This is a genomic window from Acidovorax sp. 22279, from assembly GCF_052045435.1.
Taxonomy (GTDB): Bacteria; Pseudomonadota; Gammaproteobacteria; order Burkholderiales; family Burkholderiaceae_C; genus Acidovorax; species Acidovorax delafieldii.
Window position 1 is genome coordinate 165,994 of sequence record NZ_JBQEOV010000010.1, and the last position, 19,858, is coordinate 185,851.

18 protein-coding genes and 2 riboswitches are annotated in these 19,858 nt (G+C 63.5%); of the genes, 8 read left to right on the forward strand and 10 right to left on the reverse strand.

Features of this window, described 5'->3' with window-relative positions; translation table 11 throughout:
- Positions 1-18: 18 nt before the first annotated feature.
- The 10 genes from ACTJKQ_RS14910 to ACTJKQ_RS14955 form a co-directional block, all read right to left on the reverse strand.
- Positions 19-1,389 carry an MFS transporter gene (locus ACTJKQ_RS14910; RefSeq protein WP_440597310.1) on the reverse strand — a complete coding sequence of 457 codons (1,371 nt, stop codon included), beginning with the start codon at positions 1,387-1,389 and terminating at the stop codon, positions 19-21.
- Positions 1,379-2,659, reverse strand: a complete 1,281-nt coding sequence (locus ACTJKQ_RS14915; RefSeq protein WP_440597311.1) for an acyltransferase family protein — start codon at positions 2,657-2,659, stop codon at positions 1,379-1,381. Before ACTJKQ_RS14915 ends, ACTJKQ_RS14910 begins: the two co-directional genes overlap by 11 nt.
- 78 nt (positions 2,660-2,737) lie before the next feature.
- Complete coding sequence (locus ACTJKQ_RS14920; protein ID WP_440597312.1) at positions 2,738-3,781, reverse strand: MerR family transcriptional regulator; 1,044 nt, start codon at positions 3,779-3,781, stop codon at positions 2,738-2,740.
- A 4-nt stretch (positions 3,782-3,785) separates the two neighbouring features.
- Positions 3,786-4,193, reverse strand: a complete 408-nt coding sequence (locus tag ACTJKQ_RS14925; RefSeq protein ID WP_056067685.1) for an FKBP-type peptidyl-prolyl cis-trans isomerase — start codon at positions 4,191-4,193, stop codon at positions 3,786-3,788.
- A 169-nt stretch (positions 4,194-4,362) separates the two neighbouring features.
- On the reverse strand, positions 4,363-7,251 hold the full coding sequence (gene gcvP / locus ACTJKQ_RS14930) for an aminomethyl-transferring glycine dehydrogenase (protein ID WP_192421489.1): 2,889 nt from the start codon (positions 7,249-7,251) through the stop codon (positions 4,363-4,365).
- A gap of 114 nt (positions 7,252-7,365) precedes the next feature.
- A complete protein-coding gene (gene gcvH / locus ACTJKQ_RS14935) occupies positions 7,366-7,740 on the reverse strand; it encodes a glycine cleavage system protein GcvH (protein ID WP_056067689.1) in 375 nt (124 codons plus the stop codon).
- An 87-nt stretch (positions 7,741-7,827) separates the two neighbouring features.
- The gene (gene gcvT, locus ACTJKQ_RS14940) at positions 7,828-8,970 is read right to left on the reverse strand and encodes a glycine cleavage system aminomethyltransferase GcvT (RefSeq protein WP_056067691.1); all 1,143 of its coding nucleotides are present in this window, start codon (positions 8,968-8,970) and stop codon (positions 7,828-7,830) included.
- Between the two features lie 49 nt (positions 8,971-9,019).
- Positions 9,020-9,150: riboswitch (glycine riboswitch) on the reverse strand.
- Positions 9,151-9,163: 13 nt separating this feature from the next.
- A riboswitch (glycine riboswitch) is annotated at positions 9,164-9,269 on the reverse strand.
- Between the two features lie 5 nt (positions 9,270-9,274).
- Positions 9,275-10,552, reverse strand: coding sequence for a TRAP transporter large permease (locus ACTJKQ_RS14945; protein ID WP_440597313.1), 1,278 nt, complete (start codon positions 10,550-10,552; stop codon positions 9,275-9,277).
- Entirely contained in the window at positions 10,549-11,043 is a 495-nt protein-coding gene (locus tag ACTJKQ_RS14950) for a TRAP transporter small permease (RefSeq protein WP_440597314.1), read from the reverse strand. The genes ACTJKQ_RS14945 and ACTJKQ_RS14950 overlap by 4 nt, the downstream gene beginning before the upstream one ends.
- 114 nt (positions 11,044-11,157) lie before the next feature.
- Complete coding sequence (locus tag ACTJKQ_RS14955; RefSeq protein ID WP_440597315.1) at positions 11,158-12,129, reverse strand: TRAP transporter substrate-binding protein; 972 nt, start codon at positions 12,127-12,129, stop codon at positions 11,158-11,160.
- Positions 12,130-12,576: 447 nt separating this feature from the next.
- On the opposite strand from ACTJKQ_RS14955, the gene ACTJKQ_RS14960 reads away from it, so the two are divergent.
- From ACTJKQ_RS14960 to ACTJKQ_RS14995, 8 genes are all read left to right on the forward strand, one after another.
- Entirely contained in the window at positions 12,577-13,035 is a 459-nt protein-coding gene (locus tag ACTJKQ_RS14960; protein WP_056067700.1) for an Lrp/AsnC family transcriptional regulator, read from the forward strand.
- A gap of 253 nt (positions 13,036-13,288) precedes the next feature.
- A complete protein-coding gene (locus ACTJKQ_RS14965) occupies positions 13,289-14,200 on the forward strand; it encodes a LysR family transcriptional regulator (protein ID WP_440597316.1) in 912 nt (303 codons plus the stop codon).
- A 305-nt stretch (positions 14,201-14,505) separates the two neighbouring features.
- On the forward strand, positions 14,506-15,300 hold the full coding sequence (locus ACTJKQ_RS14970; protein ID WP_192421525.1) for a putative hydro-lyase: 795 nt from the start codon (positions 14,506-14,508) through the stop codon (positions 15,298-15,300).
- Between the two features lie 25 nt (positions 15,301-15,325).
- Entirely contained in the window at positions 15,326-16,291 is a 966-nt protein-coding gene (locus ACTJKQ_RS14975; protein ID WP_056067704.1) for a TRAP transporter substrate-binding protein, read from the forward strand.
- Between the two features lie 111 nt (positions 16,292-16,402).
- Positions 16,403-16,912 carry a TRAP transporter small permease gene (locus tag ACTJKQ_RS14980; RefSeq protein WP_121943069.1) on the forward strand — a complete coding sequence of 170 codons (510 nt, stop codon included), beginning with the start codon at positions 16,403-16,405 and terminating at the stop codon, positions 16,910-16,912.
- 21 nt (positions 16,913-16,933) lie between these two features.
- Complete coding sequence (locus ACTJKQ_RS14985) at positions 16,934-18,232, forward strand: TRAP transporter large permease (protein ID WP_200947593.1); 1,299 nt, start codon at positions 16,934-16,936, stop codon at positions 18,230-18,232.
- A 42-nt stretch (positions 18,233-18,274) separates the two neighbouring features.
- Positions 18,275-19,240, forward strand: a complete 966-nt coding sequence (locus ACTJKQ_RS14990) for a TRAP transporter substrate-binding protein (RefSeq protein WP_440597317.1) — start codon at positions 18,275-18,277, stop codon at positions 19,238-19,240.
- Positions 19,241-19,271: 31 nt separating this feature from the next.
- Positions 19,272-19,820 carry a hypothetical protein gene (locus ACTJKQ_RS14995; RefSeq protein WP_108498208.1) on the forward strand — a complete coding sequence of 183 codons (549 nt, stop codon included), beginning with the start codon at positions 19,272-19,274 and terminating at the stop codon, positions 19,818-19,820.
- Positions 19,821-19,858: the final 38 nt, after the last annotated feature.

Genomic DNA, 19,858 nt, shown 5'->3' on the forward strand with positions numbered 1-19,858 from the left:
TTTTTTGCGTGGGGAGCCTCAGCGTGTGACGGGCGCTGCATCCGTCACGCGGCGCATGGGTGTGAGCACAAAGGCCAGTGCCGCCAGCACCACCAGCGTTCCGCCGCTGGCCGCGAACAGCTGGGTGAGCGTGATGCTCTTCATCACCCAGCCCGTCACGGCGGCAGAGATCGGCGCTAGGCCCATGAAGATGAACATGAACAGGCTCATCGCGCGGCCCAGCAGGGCTGGGGGGACCCGGTGCTGGATCCAGGTGAACACGCTCACCTGCATGAAGCCGCCGAGCAGTCCGATGACCAGCATCAGCACCGCGCCTTGCCACACGGCGGTGATCAGACCCAGCGGCATGAACAGCGCGCCAATGATGGCGTCGAACGCCAGAATGGTCATGCCCAGGCTGCCGAACCGCAGCCGGGGCACCATGCCCGACACCACCATGCCCAGCAGCGTGCCAGCACCATGGGCGCCCACGATGATGCCGAAGGCGGCGGCACCGAGCTGCGGGCTGCTGCTGGCCAGCACCGGAATGGCGATGTGGATGGGTCCCATGATGAACAGGGCAATGGCGCTCCAGTACAAAAAGCAGGTGCGCAGCTCGCTGTCACGCCAGAAGTGACCGAGGCCCTGCGCCACCGAAGCGAGCACCGCCTGTGGCGCTGCTGTGGGGGCGGAAAGGCCCGCAAGGCCCGCACGCGTCTGCACCTTGGACAGCGTCCAGGCCGACACGGCGAAGCTCAGCGCATCCAGCGCAAAGGCGATGCCGATGCCGGTGGCGTTGGCGTGTGCTGGCGCATCCGCGGCGGTGTGGGCTGCGCCACCGGCGCCAAACAGTGCAATCAACAGCCCCGCGAGCAAGGGCCCCAGGAACATGGTCAGCTGCCGCAGGCCCAGGCTGATGCCGTTGGCGGCCTGCAGCTGGGGGCGTGCCACCACCGACGGCATCATGGCCGTGCCCGCCGGAATGCTGAAGGCCGTGGCGAGCCCAATGCCCAGCGACAGCGCGTACACCATCCACAACGACAGCGTGCCCGCAAACACCAGCCCCGCCAGCGCGGCCAGCAGCACCAGGTTGACGTATTTGGTGATCATCAGCACCTGCTTGGGCGAATGGCGGTCTACCAGCGCGCCGCCGATCAGGATGAACAAGGCGCGCGGCACGCTGATGAGGGCCAGCACGGTGCCCAGCACCAGCGTGTCGCCGGTCATCTGCAGCACCAGCCAGGGCAGTGCGATCAGCGTGAACTGGTCGCCCAGCATGGACAGGGCAGAGCCGCCCATCATCCAGCGGAAGTTGGGGTCCTGCAGCAGCGCGGCGTGCGGGTCTGCGGGTGGGATTGCAGGGCCTGCGCCGGGTGGCTGGGCAGGACGGGGTGAGGTGTCAGGTCGCATGAACGAGGTCTCCCAAAGAATGACGGGTGTGCGTGCGCCCCGTGAGCAAGCGGCCCACAGCGGTAAAACGCACGCAAAGGTGGTAACTGGCCAGGCACAGGGCGGTCGTGGCCAGCACATTGATCAGCATCTTGGCCAGGGCTGGAACGGGCAGGCCGTACAGCAACGCACCCAGGCCGATCGTGAGTGGCAGGTGCACCAAGTACACCCAGTACGAGCTGTCAGCCAGGTAGGCCAGCCAGGCGCGGGGCTGGCCGACATGGCGCAGAAACAGCCCGATCAGCGCAAAGCTCCAGAGCCACGACGCGCTGTTGTAGGCCAGGGCCATCCAGAACTGCAGGTGGCGCGTGGCCGATACGGGTGCGGCCAGCAGATCGGTAAACGCCCCGGTGACCAGCACCAGCACAAAGGCCGATGCCTCGGGCTGAGCCAGCACTTCCGAGAGCAGTGCAGTGACCAGAAAGCCCACCAGCCCCAAGCCGGCCAGCGCAGGCCAGTGCCGTTCGTAGTGCGCCATCAGTGCCTTGCGGTGCACGTGCAGGCACAGGCCAAAGCCGTAGAACAGCCCGTTGTGTATCCATTCCGCCAGCGGTGGCAGGAAGGACCCGCTGGGCGTGACGATGCCGTGGTCGTAGCCTGCGCCAATCCACGCCAGGGGCAGCGTGAGCATCAGCAGGCCCACAGGTGTGCCGCCGAGCCAGAGGGCACCGCGTTGCAGGGCCTGCTGCAGCCTTGCGGGCAATGCGCGCACCGCCCTCCATGCCACGGGCGTCAGCAGCGCCAGCCACAGCAGCGTCCACAAGAACCAAAGGTGCATGGTGGCTGGGCCCTGGGGCACGTTGGGGCCTCGGGGCAGCAGGCTGCGGTCTACACCCCAGGTGCCATAGGCCATGCGGTGCAGAAACATCAGCCCGAGCAGCGCACAGGCCACGAACAGCGGCGGCCAGAACAGCGCAAAAGGCAGACCGAGACGGCGCAGGCGGTTGCGCACCATGCCAGCCAGCCCCTGGCGTTGGACCAGCGCCGCTACAAAGAACCCGGCGAGGATGAAAAACAAGGGCATGCGAAAGGCATGGATCACCGCCACCAGCAGGTCTGCCAGGGGGCTGGACCGGTCGTCGTGCCAGGGCAGGGGCGACGGCCGGCTCATGTAGAGCACCGAGACATGCAGCACGATGCCCAGCCACATCATGGTGGCGCGCAGGTTGTCCAGGGCGTGCAACCGCCGGGTGGGGGCGGAGGGGCTGGAAGAGGGTGTCGATCCATTCATGGGGACCGACTGTGGGGCCTCACGTTGCGTGAGGGTCAAGCACTTTCCAGTGGTTTTTTTGCAGACGGTGTGAGTGTCTCAGCGGCGCGCAGCGACTGTCGTAGCGACGGCGGGAGAGGGTGTGGCCAGCGCGAGCGCCGCCTGCAGGTAGGCGCGCACGGGCGCGCTCAGCGGCGAGCCCGCCTGCAGCAGCGGCTCGTTGGCCGACGCTGTGAGCAGCTTCTGGCGCAATTGCGCATCGCCGCGGGTCAGCTGGTCGAACAGCGTGTTCCAGCGCAGGGCCGCGGCCCCTGCGTCGGTGTGGTTCGTGGGGATTTGGCGGTCCAGCAACTGTTGCACGTCACGTTCCAGTGCCGCCCACGCGGTGTGCGGCACATGGCCCAGCGTGCGCAGATCGTCGCGGGTCAGGTACTTCTCCAGCAGCGCCAGCCGCAGCTTGATGGCGGTTTCCACGTATTCGATCATGTCGCCGGGCGGCGCGTGGTTGCGCCCCTGCGCGCTGGGCTCGGTGCGAAACATGTGGCCCCAGCGGTCCAGCAGGTCCAGGTCGCCCCCCATCCAGTGCAGCATCAGCGCCATCCAGCGGTAGGCCAGTGCCTGCACCTCGGGCGCATCGGGAGGTAGCTGGCGGTCCATGGCGCTGCGCACCAGGTCTTTGACAACGAGCCAGTCGGCCTCGATCAGGCTCCAGTTGGTGAAGATCTGCTTGAGTTCGGTGGTGCTGAAGTATTTGCCGTAGGTGGTCATCAGCGCCAGCGCCTCGAGCCAGTTGCCCATGTCGGGCTCAGCACCCGCCATGAGGCCGTCGCGCAGCATGGTCAGGCGCCCGCGCAGTTCTGTGGCCTGCGTGATCTGCTGGTCCAGCGCCCGGATCTGCTGGCCGATGATGCGCTGGGGTGCCACCCCTTCGCCCGCCAGCAGCTCGGCAATGTCGCTGAGCGCCAGGCCCATCTGACGCATGGTCTGGATGCCATGCAGCCGCTGCACGTCGGCCTGGCTGTACAGGCGGTACCCCGCGTCTGACCGGCCCGAGGGCTTGAGCAGCCCCACCTCGTCATAGTGGTGCAGCGTGCGCACCGTGAGGCCGGTGCGCCGCGCGAGGTCACCGACCTTCAGCAGCATGGGGTCAGCGGCCCACGGAGATCAGCTCGATCTCGAAATTCAGCGTGGCGTTAGGGGGAATGACGCCACCTGCACCCCGGGCACCGTAGGCAATGCCGGGGGGACAAGTCAGCTTGGCCTTGCCGCCCGGCTTCATGCGCTGCACGCCTTCGGTCCAGCAAGGGATCACGCCATTGAGTGGGAACGAGGTGGGTTCGCCGCGTTTGTAGGAGCTGTCGAACTCCTTGCCGTCGAGGAACGTGCCCTTGTAATGCACCTTGACCGTGTCGGTGGCCTTGGGCGATTCGCCCGTGCCGTCTTTGAGCGATTCATAGACCAGGCCGCTGGCCGTGGTGACGGGTTTGGAGGTCTGGGCCATGGCGGCGGGAGCCATCACGGCGGTGGCGAGCAGAAGGCACAAGAGGTTTCGCAAAGGAGGCTCCTAAAAGGGTGAATCACAACGCAGCCCGCGATCTTATGCGTGTTCCTGCACCTGCCTGTACGGGCCCCCAACGAAAAAAGCCCTGGGCGAGCGGGCTCCAGGGCTTGCAAGAGCAATGGCGGTGGCGGCAGACCTTGCCGCCGTGGCCTTCGCTGCAGGGTCAGGCGTAGTCGCTCACCGGGATGCAGCTGCAGCTCAGGTTGCGGTCACCCCACACGTTGTCCACGCGGCCCACTGGCGACCAGTATTTGTTGCTGCGCAGCGCAGCCACGGGGTAGGCAGCTGCCTCGCGGGTGTAGGGGCGGTTCCACTCGCCGCTCAGCAGACTTTCTGCGGTGTGCGGGGCGTTCTTGAGCGGGTTGTTGTCCTGCGGCAGCTTGCCTGCTTCGATCTGGCGGATCTCTTCGCGGATGGCGATCATCGCGTCGATGAATCGGTCCAGCTCGGACAGCGTCTCGCTCTCGGTAGGCTCCACCATCAGCGTGTTGGGCACCGGGAAGCTCAGCGTGGGCGCGTGGAAGCCGTAGTCAATCAGGCGCTTGGCCACGTCTTCGGCCATCACGCCGCTGGTGTCCTTCAGGCTGCGCAGGTCCAGGATGCACTCGTGTGCCACATGGCCGTTCTCGCTCGCGTACAGCGTGGGGTAGTGGTCCTTGAGGCGCGCGCTGATGTAGTTGGCGCTCAGGATGGCGGTCTCGGTAGCGGCCTGCAGGCCTTCGGCGCCCATCATGCGGATGTACATCCAGCTGATGGGCAGCACGGCTGCGTTGCCCAGCGGCGCGGCACTGACGGCACCCACGCCACCAGGCACGCCCGCCGTGGCATGGCCCGGCAGGAAGGGCACCAGGTCCTGCACCACGCACACGGGGCCCACGCCGGGGCCGCCACCGCCGTGGGGAATGCAGAAGGTCTTGTGCAGGTTCAGGTGGCTCACGTCACCGCCGAACTCGCCGGGGGCCGCAACGCCCACCAGGGCGTTCATGTTGGCACCGTCCACGTACACGCGGCCGCCGTGGCTGTGCACCAGGGCGCACAGCTCTTTGACGCTGGTCTCGAACACGCCGTGCGTGCTGGGGTAGGTGATCATCACAGCGGCCAGGTTGGCGCTGTGCTGTTCGCACTTGGCTTTCAGGTCCACCAGGTCCACGTTGCCGTTGGCATCGCAGGCGGTCACCACCACTTGCATGCCCACCATCTGGGCACTGGCGGGGTTGGTACCGTGGGCACTGCTGGGGATCAGGCAGATATTGCGGTGGCCTTCGCCACGCGATTCGTGGTACCCCTTGATGGCCAGCAGGCCGGCGTATTCGCCTTGCGAGCCTGCGTTGGGTTGCAGGCTGATGCCTGCATAGCCCGTGGCCTGGCACAGCCAGGCGCGCAGTTGCTCGTCCAGCTGCTTGTAGCCCTGTTGCTGGTCAGCGGGGGCGAAGGGGTGCACGTTGGCAAACTCGGGCCAGGTGATGGGGATCATCTCGCTGGTGGCGTTGAGCTTCATGGTGCACGAGCCCAGCGGGATCATGCTGCGGTCCAGTGCCAGGTCCTTGTCGGACAGCTGGCGGATGTAGCGCAGCATGCCGGTTTCGGAATGGTGGGTGTTGAAGACGGGGTGTGCGAGGTAGCTGCTGGTGCGGCGCAGCTCGGTGGGGATCAGCGGCTCCACGCCCTTTTCAAACGCATCGAAGGTGGGCAGCGCCTGGCCGTCCTTGGCGAAGATCTTCCAAAGCAGCTCGATGTCGGCGCGCGTGGTGGTCTCGTCCAGCGAGATGCACAGGTACTCTTCAAAGTAAATCCGCAGGTTGGCGCCCAGGCTGATTGCCTTGGTTGCTATGGATTGTGTAGCGCCCTGGGTGTGCAGGCTCACGGTGTCGAACGTGGCCTGTGCACGCACAGGCGCACCCAGCTGCTGCAGCCCTTGCGTGAGGATGGCGGTGTAGCTGGCCACACGCTGTGCGATGCGCTTGAGTCCTTCGGGGCCGTGGTACACGGCATACATGCTGGCGATCACGGCGGGCAGCACCTGGGCCGTACAGATGTTGGATGTGGCCTTTTCGCGGCGGATGTGCTGTTCGCGGGTTTGCAACGCCAGCCGGTAGGCAGGTTTGCCATGCACGTCCACGCTCACACCCACCAGGCGGCCGGGAAGGCTGCGCTTGTATTCGTCGCGGCAGGCCATGTAGGCGGCGTGGGGGCCACCGGCGCCCATGGGCATGCCAAAACGCTGGGTGGTGCCCACCACGATGTCGGCACCTTGTTCACCGGGCGGGGTGATGAGCGTCAGCGCCAGCAGGTCGGCCGCCACGATGAAGGCGGCCTGCTTGGCATGCGTTTTTTCCACGTCAGCGCGCAGGTCGTCAATGCGGCCGCTGGTGGCGGGGTACTGGGCCAGCACGGCAAAGTAGTCGCCGTCCAGCAGGGTGTTCCATTCCTCGGCCGAATTGGCCAGGCGCACTTCTAGGCCCAGGGGCTTGGCGCGGGTCTGGATGACTTCGATGGTTTGCGGGTGCGCGTCGCCTGCAACCACAAACACGTTGCTCTTGCTCTTGACCGAGCGCTTCGCCAGCGTCATGGCTTCGGCGGCGGCGGTGGCTTCGTCCAGCATGGATGCGTTGGCAATCGGCATGCCCGTCAGGTCGCACACCATGGTCTGGAAGTTGACCAGGGCCTCCATGCGGCCTTGGGAGATTTCGGCCTGGTAGGGCGTGTAGGCGGTGTACCAGGCGGGGTTCTCCAGAATGTTGCGCAGGATGACGCCAGGCGTATGCGTGCCGTAGTAGCCCTGGCCGATGAAGCTCTTGAGCAGCTGATTCTTGCCCGCGATGGCCTTGAGTTCTGCCAATGCGGCCGCTTCGGTGAGCGGCGCAGGCAGGTCCATGCCCCGGCTGCGTGCAATGGAGCGCGGCACGATGGATTCGATGAGCGCACGGCGTGAGGCCTCGCCGATCACCGACAGCATGTGCGCTTCGTCGGCCGCGTCGATGCCGATGTGGCGTGGCAGGAATTCGGTGGCGTTTTCAAGCGCGCCAAGGGGGGTGGCGGATTGCATCAGCATGGGGCAGTCTCGTAGGTCGCAGCGGGTTGGGGGCGTTGCCGGGGAGAGGGCTCGCACCCAGCAGGGCGGCGTGCCGGGCATGGCCCGGCGCCATGCCCTCTCAGTTGGCAGGGATCAGGCGTTCTTGGCGAACTCGGTGTATGTGGCTTCGTCCAGCAAAGCGTCGAGCTGGCTCGCGTCGGCCAGCTTGACCTTGAAGAACCAGCCAGCGCCCAGCGGGTCGCTGTTGGCCAGCGACGGGTCGGCGCGCAGGGCTTCGTTCACTTCCACCACTTCGCCGGTGACGGGCATGTACACATCGGCGGCGGCTTTCACGGATTCGACGACGCCGGCCACTTCGCCCTGGGCAAAGCTCTTGCCCACTTCGGGCAGGTCCACAAACACCACGTCGCCCAGCGCGTCTTGCGCGTGGACGGTGATACCCACCACCGAGGCGTTGGCATCAGCGGCGTTGATCCACTCGTGGTCTTTGGAGAATTTGATCGTCATGGGAAGCTCCTCAAGCAAAGGAAAAAAGTAAAGGAATCTGCAATGTAAGCGGGTGCGGGCGCAGTCCGGTCGATGCGCCTGGCGAAATCAGCCGCGGTAGTAGTTGGCGGGAACAAACGGCATGGCGCGCACTTCCATGGGCACCACCTTGCCGCGCACGATGGCGTTGACGCGGGTGCCGATGGCTGCAAAGGCGGGCGTGACGTACCCCATCGCCACGGGTTCGTTCACGGTGGGCCCCAGCAGGCCGCTGGTGACCTCGCCAATCTTTTGGCCGTCCGTGCTTTGCAGTTCGGTGTGTTCGCGCACCGGCACACGCTCCAGCGCCACCAGGCCCACGCGCTTGGCGGAAAGGCTGGCAGGGTTGTCGATTTGCGCCAGCACCTTGTCGGCGCCCGGGAAGCCACCCGCACGCACGCCGCCGGTGCGGCGGACCTTCTGGATCGCCCAGTTCAGTGCGGCCTCGGATGGCGTGGTGCTGGTGTCGATGTCATTGCCATACAGGCACAAGCCAGCCTCCAGGCGCAGCGAGTTGCGAGCGCCCAGGCCGATGGGCTTGACCTCGGGCTGGGCCAGCAGGGCGCGGGCGAGCGTCTCGGCCTGCGCGGCGGGCACGGAGATTTCAAAACCGTCCTCGCCGGTGTAGCCGCTGCGGGTCACAAAGCAGTCGCAGCCAGCAATGTTGAATGCTCCACCGGTCATGAACACCAGCTTCTCCACGCCGGGCGCGAGGCGGGTGAGGGCGACGGCGGCCTGTGGGCCCTGCAGCGCCAGCAGGGCGTGGTCCGGCATGGGCACCACCTTGCAGCGCTGGCCAATGCGGGTTTGGATATGGGCAATGTCGCCGACCTTGCAGGCGCCGTTGACGATGACAAACAGGGTGGGTTCGCCATCCACCACGCCCTGGTTGAAGAACATCAGGTCGTCGATGATGGTCCCCTCATCGGTGAGCAGCAGGCCGTAGCGCTGTTTGCCCACTGGCAGGTCGATCACGTCCACGGGCACCAGGGTTTCAAACGCCGCAGCAGCGTCGGCGCCGACAAGCTTGAGCTGGCCCATGTGAGACACGTCAAACAGGCCGGCTGCGGTGCGGGTGTGCACATGCTCGGCCATCAGGCCTGCGGGGTACTGCACGGGCATGGAATAGCCTGCAAAAGGCACCATGCGGGCACCCAGCTCGATGTGCAGGGCGTTCAGGGGCGTAGTGAGCAGGGGGGCGGTGGCTGACATAGCGGACTCCGGGGCAAATGGGGGCCGCGACCATCAACGTGGTCACGGGATTTGCCCTGCTGTCCGCTTTACCTGAGAGATTCACCGCAGCGCCCTGGCTGGCCGTGCGGTTTGCTCCTTCGGTGGATGGCCTGCACACAGGTTTTTACTGTGGGGCCATCTCTCTCCAGCAAGGGAACGCCCGCATCGCTGCGGGCGGTTGTCAGTCCTTTTGCCTGAGCGTTCGGCGGGTGCCTGCGCCTTCGGCGGTGCTGCGCGTCCTGAGGACAAGACGGAGCACTCTCTCCTGACCCGACGATTCTAACTACTTTGCGTAGACCAGATCCCGAAGTGCCAGCGAGATCGATGGCACATAGGTGATGATCATCAGGCACACCAGAATCACTCCGACAAAGGGAAGCAGGTGCTTGATGATCCGGTCCAGAGAGATTCTGGCCACCGTGCAGGCTGCGAACAGATTCACTCCAAAAGGCGGCGTGATCATTCCAAGTGCCAGGTTCACCACCATGATGAGACCGAAGTGCACAGGATCAATACCGAAGTGCATGGCCACAGGCGCCAAGATGGGGGCCAGCACAATGATCGCCGCGCTGGTCTCGATGAACATGCCAATCACGAACAGCGCAGCGTTCACGCCCAGCAGGAAGAGAGCGGGGGACTGCAGCACGGCCTCCAGCCACCTGCCAATCGCGTCTGGCACGCCAGCCCGCGTGATGAGGAACGCAAACAGCCCCGCGTTGGCAATGATGAACATGATCACTGCCGATGAGATGGCCGACTTGCGCAGAATGGCGAACAGGTCCTTGAGCTTGATCTCGCGGTAGATCACGACACCCACAACCAAGGCATAGAACACTGCAACGGCAGATGCCTCGGTGGGGGTGAACACACCGCCATAAATGCCGCCGAGGATGATCACGGGCATCAGCAATGCCCAGCCCGCCTGCAGCGTGGCCTTGCCAAAGGGCATGCGCCCATCACCATCGTTTTTGCCCCAGCCCTTGTATTTGCAATACACCCAGACAAACAGCATCAGCGCGGCGCTGATGAGCAGCCCTGGGCCGAAGCCAGCGATGAAGAGTTCGCCAATGGACACCTCTGCACTCACGCCGTACAGGATCATGGGGATGGAAGGCGGGATGATCACGCCCAGCTCTGCGCTGGTGGCTTGCAACGCTGCCGCATAGCTCGTGGGGTAGCCGTGCTTGATGAGCGCCGGAATCAGGATGGCACCAATCGCAAACGTAGTGGCGACCGACGAGCCCGACACTGCGGCAAAGATCATGCACGTCAGCACGCAGGTCATGGGCAGGCCACCCTGCACGCCGCCGACGATGCTCTTGGCAAACTCCACCAGACGGCGCGAGATGCCGCCAGTTTCCATCAGGTTGCCCGCGAGGATGAAGAAGGGGATGGCTGCCAAAGGAAACTTGTTGATGGCTCCGAACATCTCCTTGACGGAGATGAGCATGTTCGCATTGGAGGCCTGGATGCCCAGGATGGAGGCCAACCCGATGGATACGGCTACCGAGACGGTGAGTGCGAAGCACAGCACCATCGTTGAAATCATGACCAAGCTCATTGGGCGGTCTCCAGTTCCATGCGCAGGGGATCGATGAGGTTGCCAATAATGCCCACGACGCAGAAGAGCCCCCCCACCGGCATGGCGAGGTAAGCCCAGAACATGGACACGGACTCCAGCCCTGCAACGCTTTGCACTCCGCCGCGTTGGGCGTAGTCCCATCCCCACCAGATGATGATTCCGATCAATGCGAGTGCGGCCAGCGCGACCACCCAGTCGAGTACGCGCTTGATGCGCGGCGGGCTCCATCGGTACAACACATCCACGCTCACCATCGCTCCCTGGCGAAAAGCGGCAGGGATCGCCAGGAACACCATCCAGATCAAGCTGAACCGGATCAGGACCTCCGTCCATTCAGCGGGCTGTTCCAGCACAAAGCGTGTCACGATCTGAAACATGCCCAGCACGGAGGCCAGGGTCAGCATGGCGCAAGCGCCCAGCATGGCGATGAAGGTCGTCCATCGCTCGAAGGTAAGAAAAGTATTTTTCATGGGGCGGTGCCAACCATGGGAGATGTGGGCCGAAAGGGAGGAATAAGAATAAAAACGCCCGATAGCGGCAGGGCTACGGGCGTCGTTTGCTATTGAGGCAATAGCGTTGCTGGGTTACTTGACCTCGCGGATCTTGTCGATCGCAGCCTTGCCGAACTGCTTTTCAAACTCGGCGTTGACGGGGGCCAGCGCCGCCACGAACTTGGCCTTGTCCACGTTGTCGATCACGGTCATGCCCTTGGCGCGGAGGTCGGCCACGCCCTTGGCGTCGTCTTCGTCCACGCGTGCACGGTTGGCCTTGGTGCCTTCTTTCGCGGCATCGATGAAGGCCTGCTTGTCCGCCGCCGAGAGCTTGTCGAAAGCGGCCTTGTTCATCACGAAGATGCAGGGCGAGTACACGTGGCCGGTGAGCGTGAGGTGCTTTTGGACCTGATCGAACTTGGCCGAGATGATGACGGACAGCGGGTTCTCCTGACCGTCCACCGTGCCTTGTTGCAGCGCCGTGAACACTTCAGGGAAGGCCATGGGCGTGGTGATGATGCCAAAGCCCTTGTAAGCGGCGATGTGCACGGGGTTTTCCATCGTGCGCATCTTCAGGCCCTTCAGGTCACCGGGCTCTTTCACGTCGCGCTTGCTGTTGGTCATGTGGCGGAAGCCGTTCTCGGCCCATGCCAGCGCCTTGAAACCCTTGGCGTCAAACTTGGACAGCAGGTCCTGGCCGATGGGTCCATCCAGCACCGCGCGTGCATGGGCCTTGTCGCGGAACAGGAAGGGGACATCCAGGATCTTGGTCTCAGGCACAAAGTTGGGCACTGGGCCTGTAGAACTGAACGCCAGCTCTTGTGTCCCCAGCTGCACCGCTTCAATCGACTCTCGCTCGCCACCCAGTGCACCGTTGTAGAAGGTCTGTACCTTGTAACGGCCCCCTGTGCGTTTTTCGACCTCTTTGGCAAACGTGTCGATGGCTACACCCTGGTGGGAGTTCTGGGCCGTCGAGATGCTGATGCGCATAGTGGTCTGCGCAGCAGCGGTGGCCACAAAGCCGAGCGCAAGGCTCAGTCCAACGACGAGTTTGGTCAATTGCATGGTGTCTCCTGTTGATGTTGGGGCAGGGGAACGGGGCACTTGGGCTCCTTGCAGAGCCACCCCTGGCCTCAGTCAAATTATGGCGGTGCAGCATGGCCGCAGGCATCCGGGTTTGTGCTGGTAAGCGTGCTTATCAACTGGTCAACCCCGCGTTTGCAGTTGCATTGGCGACACCTCTTTGGAGTGGGGCGCCGAGGTTCGTACACAGGACGCATGCCGCCGACGGATGCAAGCGGCTATTCAATCTGGGGAGGCATCTGGAATGCCAAGGGCCCCGTGCTGGCGGTAACCAGCCGGGGCCTTGTCAATTTGTGCGCTCCGGTAAGAGCGCCTTGATGGAAGAAGTATGCGCCGGGTGTTGCAGATGAATTTGCTGAACTTGGTGCATTTCGCTGAATGTACAGAATAATTTTCTGCATTCGCATGATTTGCTGAATAATCCGGCCGATGGATCGACTGGATAGAAAAATTCTCGCTGTCTTGCAGGCCAACGCTCGCGCCAGCCTGCAAGAGATCGGGCAGGCCGTGGGCCTCAGCCCTTCGCCGTGTTGGGGCCGTATCAAAAAGATGGAAGAGGCGGGTGTCATCCAGGGCTACACGGTGCGCATCAACCCCCAGTCGCTGGACCTGGCCGACACGGTGCTGGTGCAGGTCACGCTCGACAGCCACTCCGACAACACGCTCGAAAAGTTTGGCGAGACACTGGCAAGCATTCCCGAAGTGATCGAGGCGCACCTGGTCTCCGGTGACTACGATTACCTGCTGCGCATCGTCGTCAAGGACACCCGCGATTACGAGCGCCTGCTGCGCGAGAAGCTCTACAAGATCAAAGGCATACGGCACAGCCGCTCCAGCTTTGTGCTGCGGACCTTGAAGAAGGCAGACCTGCCCTTGTTCACCGGGTAGGCCGGTGGTGTGGCGTGGCAAGACGCCGCAGATTCCTTGCAGAAAACTGGCAACGCACTTTTAGCAAGCGCCCCAACTGCGAGCAGTTCTGCGTTGTGTCCTTGAAATGCGACGGCACAATGGCTTTTACAGCGCGGTGTTTGCCGGAAAAAGGCATGTGGATTCCGACACCGCGCACCATCACAGTGCGCCCGTCTGGGCAGTGCGCAAAGCCGTTGGTACACAGGCACACCCAGCCCTTCCGAAAAACACCATGAACCTGCGTTTTGTCGAAGCCTTTTACTGGGTGGCCTCTCTCAAGAGCGTGACACGCGCCGCCGAGAAGCTTTTCCTGACCCAGTCCGCGATGTCCAGCCGCATCTCCGCACTCGAAGAGGAGCTGGGCGTGCTGTTGCTGGACCGGCGTGACAAGCACTTCAAGCTCACGGTGGCCGGTGCCCGGTTCCTGGTGTATGCCAAGCGCATGCTGGAGCTACAGCGCCAGCTCAAGACCGAGATGGGATCAGGCGGCCCTTTGGAAGTATCGATTCGTCTGGGCGCCATCGAATCGGTACTGCACTCGTGGCTTATTCCGTGGGTGGAACAGCTGCGCAAGGACAACCCGTTGCTGGAGCTAGAGCTGACGGTCGAGACCACCCCCGTGTTGCTCGACCAGATCCGCCGCGGCACGCTGGATGCCGTTTTCGCAGCCCTGCCGGCGGCCGCGGATGGCATCCGCAGCCAGGCGGTGACGCCCATGGAGATGGTGTTTGTGGGCAACAGCAAAACGCACCGCAAGCGCCGCTATGCGCTGGAAGACTTTGCAGGCGCTGACATCCTGACGTTTCAGCGTGGCTCGCAGCCACACGTGTCCCTGCTCGACACGCTGCGCCAGGCCCAGGTGGAGCCGCGTTGCGTGCACACCATCTCGTCGATTTCTGCGATGGTGCAGCTGGTGCAGGGCGGCTTTGGTGTGGCAACTTTGCCGCGCCTGGCAGTGCAGCGCCTGCTGGCGTTTCCAGACCTGCGTGCACTGGCTTGCGACACCGCATTGCGGCCGCTGCCCATCCATGTGAGCTACCGCGAAGACCCCTCGTCACCCGCCATGGAGGCCGTGGTGCGGTCGGCGCTGGACTTCATTGAGCAGCAACAGTCCGCGCCAGCCCGCCGCCCTCGCAAGGGCTGAGCCTTTCGTCAAAAAGCTTCGGTGCACCCTGTCGGGTGTGCGCGGCGCATGCCATTTTTTCCTGCAATCCAGGGATTCGTTGGTGTCAGGGTTTACCCGTAAATTTTCTCTCAGGGTTTCCCCTTGGCACCAAGTTGGTTCTACTCTCCCCAATGAAGTGCATGGAAAAAATCGATGAGCTGATAGAAATTTTTTGAATTTGCCAGGGGCTGTCGCCCCCCAACACAATCTGCCCAACGTCATGCAATTGACATTTCTCAATGCAAGGAAAAACGGTGGACTTCGTTCAAGAAAATTCGCTCGCGGTGTTTGGCTCCGAAGGTGCCAGTAACCCGATCCATGTCCGTGACACCATCCGCAAGGGCCTGTGGACATCGCATACCAGTGGTCTCGCGGATGGCCATGTCCAGGGCAACGTGGTCATCCTCCCCGAGGTGCTTGCCAGTGACTTCCTCCGGTTCTGTCAACGCAACCCCAAGCCTTGCCCTGTGCTGGCGGTCAGCGAGCCCGGACAGTTCACCTTGCCTTCACTGGGCAAGGGCATCGACATTCGCAGCGATGTACCGCTATATCGCATCTGGCGTCACGGTGAAATGTCGGAAGAGGTGGCGGACATCGCCAGCCTCTGGCGCTCTGACTTGGTCACCTTCGTTCTCGGTTGCTCGTTCTCGTTCGAGTCCGCATTGATCGAGGCAGGCATCCGCCTGCGCCACGTCGAGGAAGGCAAGAACGTAGCCATGTTCCGCACCAATGTGCAAACCGAGCCGGCGGGCCCCTTCGGTGGCCCCATGGTGGTGACCATGCGTCCCATGCCTGCAGCAGATGTGATTCGGGCCGTGCAGGTCACCTCGCGGTTTCCCAATGTGCATGGCGCGCCTGTGCATATCGGAGACCCGGCACTCATCGGCATCGCCGATCTGGCCCATCCCGACTACGGGGATGCCGTGGCGCTGATGCCCGGTGAGATCCCTGTTTTCTGGGCCTGCGGCGTGACACCGCAATCGGCCATCCTCAATGCCCAGCCGGCCTTCTGCATCACCCACGCCCCGGGTTGCATGCTGGTCACCGATCTTCTTAACCACCAACTCGCCAGCTTCTAAGCGGCTTACCCCCAGGAGTCTCCCCATGAAAAAATTTGCACTGTGTATGACGGCTGTCCTCAGCGTGTGTGCGGCCCAGGCCCAGGTCAAGTGGGACCTGCCCACCGGCTACGGTGCCAACAGCTTCCAGACGCAAAACGTGCAGCAGTTCGCCGATGAAGTGGACAAGCTCACTGGCGGCAAGCTCAAGATCACCCTGCACCCCGGTGGTTCGCTGTACAAGGCCAACGAGATCAAGCGTGCGGTGCAGACCGGGCAGGTGCCTTCGGCAGAGTTCATCCTGTCGGGCGCCACCAACGAGAACCCGTTGTTTGGGGTGGACTCTATCCCTTTCCTGGCGACCACCTATGCAGAGTCCAAGCGTCTGTACCTGGCCGCCAAGCCCGCGCAAGAGAAGCTGCTCGCCGCACAGGGCGTGAAGGTGCTGTTCTCGGTGCCATGGCCCGGCCAGTCGCTGTATTCGCTCAAGCCGGTGAGCACGCCCGCAGACTTTGCGGGCACCAAGATGCGCGCCTACAACCCTGCCACCACGCGCATTGCCCAGCTGCTCAAGGCGCAGCCCGTGACGATCCAGCTGTCGGAGTTGGGCCAGGCCCTGGCGACCAACACGGTGCAGAACTTTCTGACATCGAGCGCCAGCGGCGTGGAGTCCAAGCTGTACGAACAGGTCAAGTACTTCTACCCCGTCAGCGCATGGCTGCCGCGCAATGCCACGGTGGTGAATCAGAAGGCCTTTGATGCCCTCGACAAGCCCCTGCAGGACGCTGTGCTCAAAGCTGCAGCTGCCGCCGAAGAACGCGGCTGGGCCACCAGCGAGCGTGTGGACAAGGAATTCATCAAGGAGCTGTCGGCCAAGGGCATGACAGTGGCCGAGCCCAGCGACACCATCAAGAAGGAGCTGGCCAGTATCGGCGAATCCATGACTGCCGACTGGGTGAAATCGGCCGGGGCCGAAGGGCAGGCCATCATCGACGCCTACCGCAAGAAGTAGTCGTGTCTGAACGTGTCTGAAGGCCCCCACGGGGCCGGGTAGCGCACCGCGCGCTACCCCCGCAATCTCGTTACCGATCCCCCTCTTTTTCAAGCGTTACAGGAGTACGCCATGGACAAACTCGTCCGAAATTTCTACAGGCTGCTGATGCTGCTGTCCGGCTTGTCGATGCTGGCCGCGTTCGGCGCAGTCACGCTGGGCGTTTTTGCCCGCGAAGTCATCCACCTCAACATCGACGGGCTCGACGCTTACGCGGGTTACGCCATTGCCGCCGCCTTGTTCTTTGCGCTGCCCAGCACGCTGCAAAACGGCGATCACATCCGCGTGACGCTCATCTTGGACAGGCTGCCCGCCCGCTGGCGCAGTGCCTTCGAGTGGTTCTGCCTGGTCAGCGCGCTGGTGCTGTCGGTGTACATCGCCTGCTATGCCGTGCGGTCGGTATGGATCTCCTACGTCACCCATGACATCTCGCCGGCAGCCGACGCCTCGCCGCTGTGGATTCCTCAGATCAGCATGGCCATGGGCTGTATTGGTTTTGCGCTGGCGTTTGCCCATGCGCTGGTGCTGCGCTTCCAGGGTGTGGCGTTCATGGCTGTGTCCGAAGCAGCCCGTTCCGAATAACCCGATCCAGGAGAACTCATCATGGACGTCATCATTGCTTTGGGTCTGATCGTGGTGCTGTTCGCAGTGCTCGGATCGGGCCTGTGGATCGGCCTGTCACTGCTGGCAGTGGCCTTGGTCGGCATGGAGTTTTTTACCAACCGCCCGGTGGGCGACAGCATGATGCTGACCATCTGGGGGTCTACCTCCAGCTGGACGCTGACGGCTCTGCCGCTGTTTTTGTGGATGGGCGAGATCCTTTTCCGCAGCAAGCTGTCAAGCAGCATGTTCAAGGGCCTGGCGCCGTGGCTGGAGCGCCTACCAGGCCGCCTTTTGCATGTGAATGTGGTGGGCTGCACCATCTTTGCCGCGATCTCGGGCTCGTCGGCCGCTACCTGCGCCACCATCGGCAAGATCACGTTGCCTGAACTCAAGCAGCGCGGCTATCCCGAAGATATCTCCGTGGGCACGCTGGCTGGTGCGGGCACCCTGGGTCTGTTGATTCCGCCGTCGATCATCATGATCGTCTATGGCGTGGCGGCCAACGTTTCGATCTCCAAGCTGTTCCTGGCAGGGGTGATTCCGGGGCTGATGCTGGCTGCGCTGTTCATGGGCTACATCGTCGTGTGGGCCCTGTTCAACAAAGACAAGGTGCCTGCGCCTGACGCGCGCCTCAGCTTTGTGCAAAAGCTGTATGCCTCCCGCCACCTGATTCCCGTCGTGTCGCTCATCGTCGTGGTGCTGGGCGCCATCTACAGCGGCATTGCCACCGCCACCGAAGCTGCCGCGCTGGGTGTGGCCGGGTCGTTGATCCTGGCCAAGATCGAGGGTTCGCTGAACTGGGAGCGTTTCAAGGAAGGGCTGGTCGCGGCCTGCCGCGTGTACTGCATGATCGGCCTCATCCTGGCGGGTGCCGCGTTCCTCACGCTGGCCATGGGCTTCATTGGCCTGCCACGGCACCTGGCAGAGTTCATCGGCGCGCTGCACCTGTCGCCCTTTGCGCTGATGCTGCTGCTCATCGTGTTCTTCATTGTGCTGGGCTGCTTCCTGGACGGCATCTCCATGGTGGTGCTGACCATCGCAGTGCTGCTGCCCACGGTGGAGGCTGCAGGCTTTGACCTAGTGTGGTTCGGCATCTTCATCGTGCTGGTGGTCGAGATGGCGCAGATCACGCCTCCTGTGGGCTTCAACCTCTTCGTGTTGCAGGGCATGACGCGGCGCGAAGTGACCTGGATCGCACGCACGGCGCTGCCTCTGTTCGCTCTGATGATTGTGGCCGTCGTGATGACGTACTTCGTGCCCGATGTCGTGCTCTGGCTGCCACGCCAGATGCAGGGCTGACCCCCAGCACCCACGCCTGAAACGTCCGCGCAGGAGTTCCCCATGAAAACTTTGGTGTTGTTGGCCGCGCTCGCCGTGGCCCCGGTGCTGCACGCCCAGACCCAGTGGAAGCTGGCCACGGGTTACCGCGCGGAGTCGTTTCATACCCGCAATCTCGTGCAGTTTGCGCAGGATGTGGAGCGTGCCTCGGCAGGTGCTCTGCGCATCGAGGTCCACGCCAACAACGCCTTGTTCAAGCTGAACGATATCCACCAGGCCGTGCAGGAGGGCAAGGCCCAGGCGGGAGAGACCATCATGACCAACCTGGTGCGGGACATCCCCATCGCCGGGGCGGATGCTGTGCCGTTCGTGGTGCGCAGTTATGCGGACGCGCGGCACATGTGGGATGTACAGCGGCCGTTGATCGAGTCGCACATGGCCAGCAAGGGGCTCAAAGCGTTGTACGCCGTGCCCTGGCCGCCGCAGGGGCTGTTCTCGATCAACCCCGTGCGCTCGTCCGCCGACTTCAAGGGCACGCGCATGCGCACCTACAACCCCGGCACTGTGCGCATTGCCGAACTGCTGGGCGCCACGCCCGTGGATGTGCCCATGGTCGAAGTCAACCAGGCTCTGTCGGCCGGCAAGCTCGATTCCATGATCACCTCGGCCCTCACCGGGGTCGAGAACCAGGTCTGGGGACAGATCAAGCAGTACTACGGCATCAACGCCTGGTTTCCCAAGAACATCGTGTTTGTGAATCAGCAGGCTTTTGACGCACTGCCTGCACCCGCACGCCAGGCGGTGACCAAGGCCGCCGCCGAGGCAGAAACGCGCGGCTGGGCCATGAGCGCTGCGGTGGCCGAAGAGTCGGTGGCCGAGCTGCAGCGCAAGGGCATCAAGGTGGATCGTGCGCCAGCGGATTTTGATGCCGAACTCAAGCGCCTGGGCGAACGGTTCTCGCGCGAGTGGGTGCGCTCGGTGGGCAGCGAGGCCAACCAGATCTTCATCCCGTACTACACGCAGCGCTGACCTTCCCTGCACGCCCTTCAGGAGAAGCACCATGCACACGCCCTCGGACACCATAGAGATGTACCTGCGCGCCAAGGACCTCAATCGCCCGCACCTCATCGCGCAAGCCTTTGCCGGTGGCGCGCTGCTGCAGATGGAGATGCGCCAGGGCGAAGGGCATGCCCTGGCCTGCACCCTGGGCCGCGAGGCCATTGCCGAGACGCTGGTGCGCAACTTTGGCCGTGCTTATGAAAACGCCTACACCTTTTGCCTGACCGATCCCCCGGCACCGGCCTGCACAGACTTTCAATGCCTGTGGCTGTCTGCCATGACTGCCAAGGACAACCGCGCCGTGTGCGTGACTGGCGGCCAATACCACTGGCGATTTGCCCCTGGCAACCGCCTGGCGCAGGAGCTTCGCATCGTGATCGACACCATGCAGACCCTCCCGCCGGTAGACATCTTGCCCGTGATGGCCTGGGCCGCCTCCTTGGCTGGCCCCTGGTGCCCCGTCGAGCTGGCCCTTGCCACCGCTCCCCCCATTCCTGCCGTGTGGCAGGTCATGCAAAGGCTGGCGCCCGCCAGCGTTGCCATGGCCTAGCCACACCGCCACCACGTCTTTCAACTTTTTTATCTCGG

Bases quoted from the DNA above. Each gene is read 5' to 3' on its own strand.
- ACTJKQ_RS14910 (WP_440597310.1), bottom strand. From the start codon at position 1,389: ATGCGACCTGACACCTCACCCCGTCCTGCCCAGCCACCCGGCGCAGGC.
- ACTJKQ_RS14915 (WP_440597311.1), bottom strand. From the start codon at position 2,659: ATGAATGGATCGACACCCTCTTCCAGCCCCTCCGCCCCCACCCGGCGG.
- ACTJKQ_RS14920 (WP_440597312.1), bottom strand. From the start codon at position 3,781: ATGCTGCTGAAGGTCGGTGACCTCGCGCGGCGCACCGGCCTCACGGTG.
- gcvP (WP_192421489.1), bottom strand. From the start codon at position 7,251: ATGCTGATGCAATCCGCCACCCCCCTTGGCGCGCTTGAAAACGCCACC.
- gcvH (WP_056067689.1), bottom strand. From the start codon at position 7,740: ATGACGATCAAATTCTCCAAAGACCACGAGTGGATCAACGCCGCTGAT.
- gcvT (WP_056067691.1), bottom strand. From the start codon at position 8,970: ATGTCAGCCACCGCCCCCCTGCTCACTACGCCCCTGAACGCCCTGCAC.
- ACTJKQ_RS14945 (WP_440597313.1), bottom strand. From the start codon at position 10,552: ATGAGCTTGGTCATGATTTCAACGATGGTGCTGTGCTTCGCACTCACC.
- ACTJKQ_RS14950 (WP_440597314.1), bottom strand. From the start codon at position 11,043: ATGAAAAATACTTTTCTTACCTTCGAGCGATGGACGACCTTCATCGCC.
- ACTJKQ_RS14955 (WP_440597315.1), bottom strand. From the start codon at position 12,129: ATGCAATTGACCAAACTCGTCGTTGGACTGAGCCTTGCGCTCGGCTTT.
- ACTJKQ_RS14960 (WP_056067700.1), top strand. From the start codon at position 12,577: ATGGATCGACTGGATAGAAAAATTCTCGCTGTCTTGCAGGCCAACGCT.
- ACTJKQ_RS14965 (WP_440597316.1), top strand. From the start codon at position 13,289: ATGAACCTGCGTTTTGTCGAAGCCTTTTACTGGGTGGCCTCTCTCAAG.
- ACTJKQ_RS14975 (WP_056067704.1), top strand. From the start codon at position 15,326: ATGAAAAAATTTGCACTGTGTATGACGGCTGTCCTCAGCGTGTGTGCG.
- ACTJKQ_RS14980 (WP_121943069.1), top strand. From the start codon at position 16,403: ATGGACAAACTCGTCCGAAATTTCTACAGGCTGCTGATGCTGCTGTCC.
- ACTJKQ_RS14985 (WP_200947593.1), top strand. From the start codon at position 16,934: ATGGACGTCATCATTGCTTTGGGTCTGATCGTGGTGCTGTTCGCAGTG.
- ACTJKQ_RS14990 (WP_440597317.1), top strand. From the start codon at position 18,275: ATGAAAACTTTGGTGTTGTTGGCCGCGCTCGCCGTGGCCCCGGTGCTG.
- ACTJKQ_RS14995 (WP_108498208.1), top strand. From the start codon at position 19,272: ATGCACACGCCCTCGGACACCATAGAGATGTACCTGCGCGCCAAGGAC.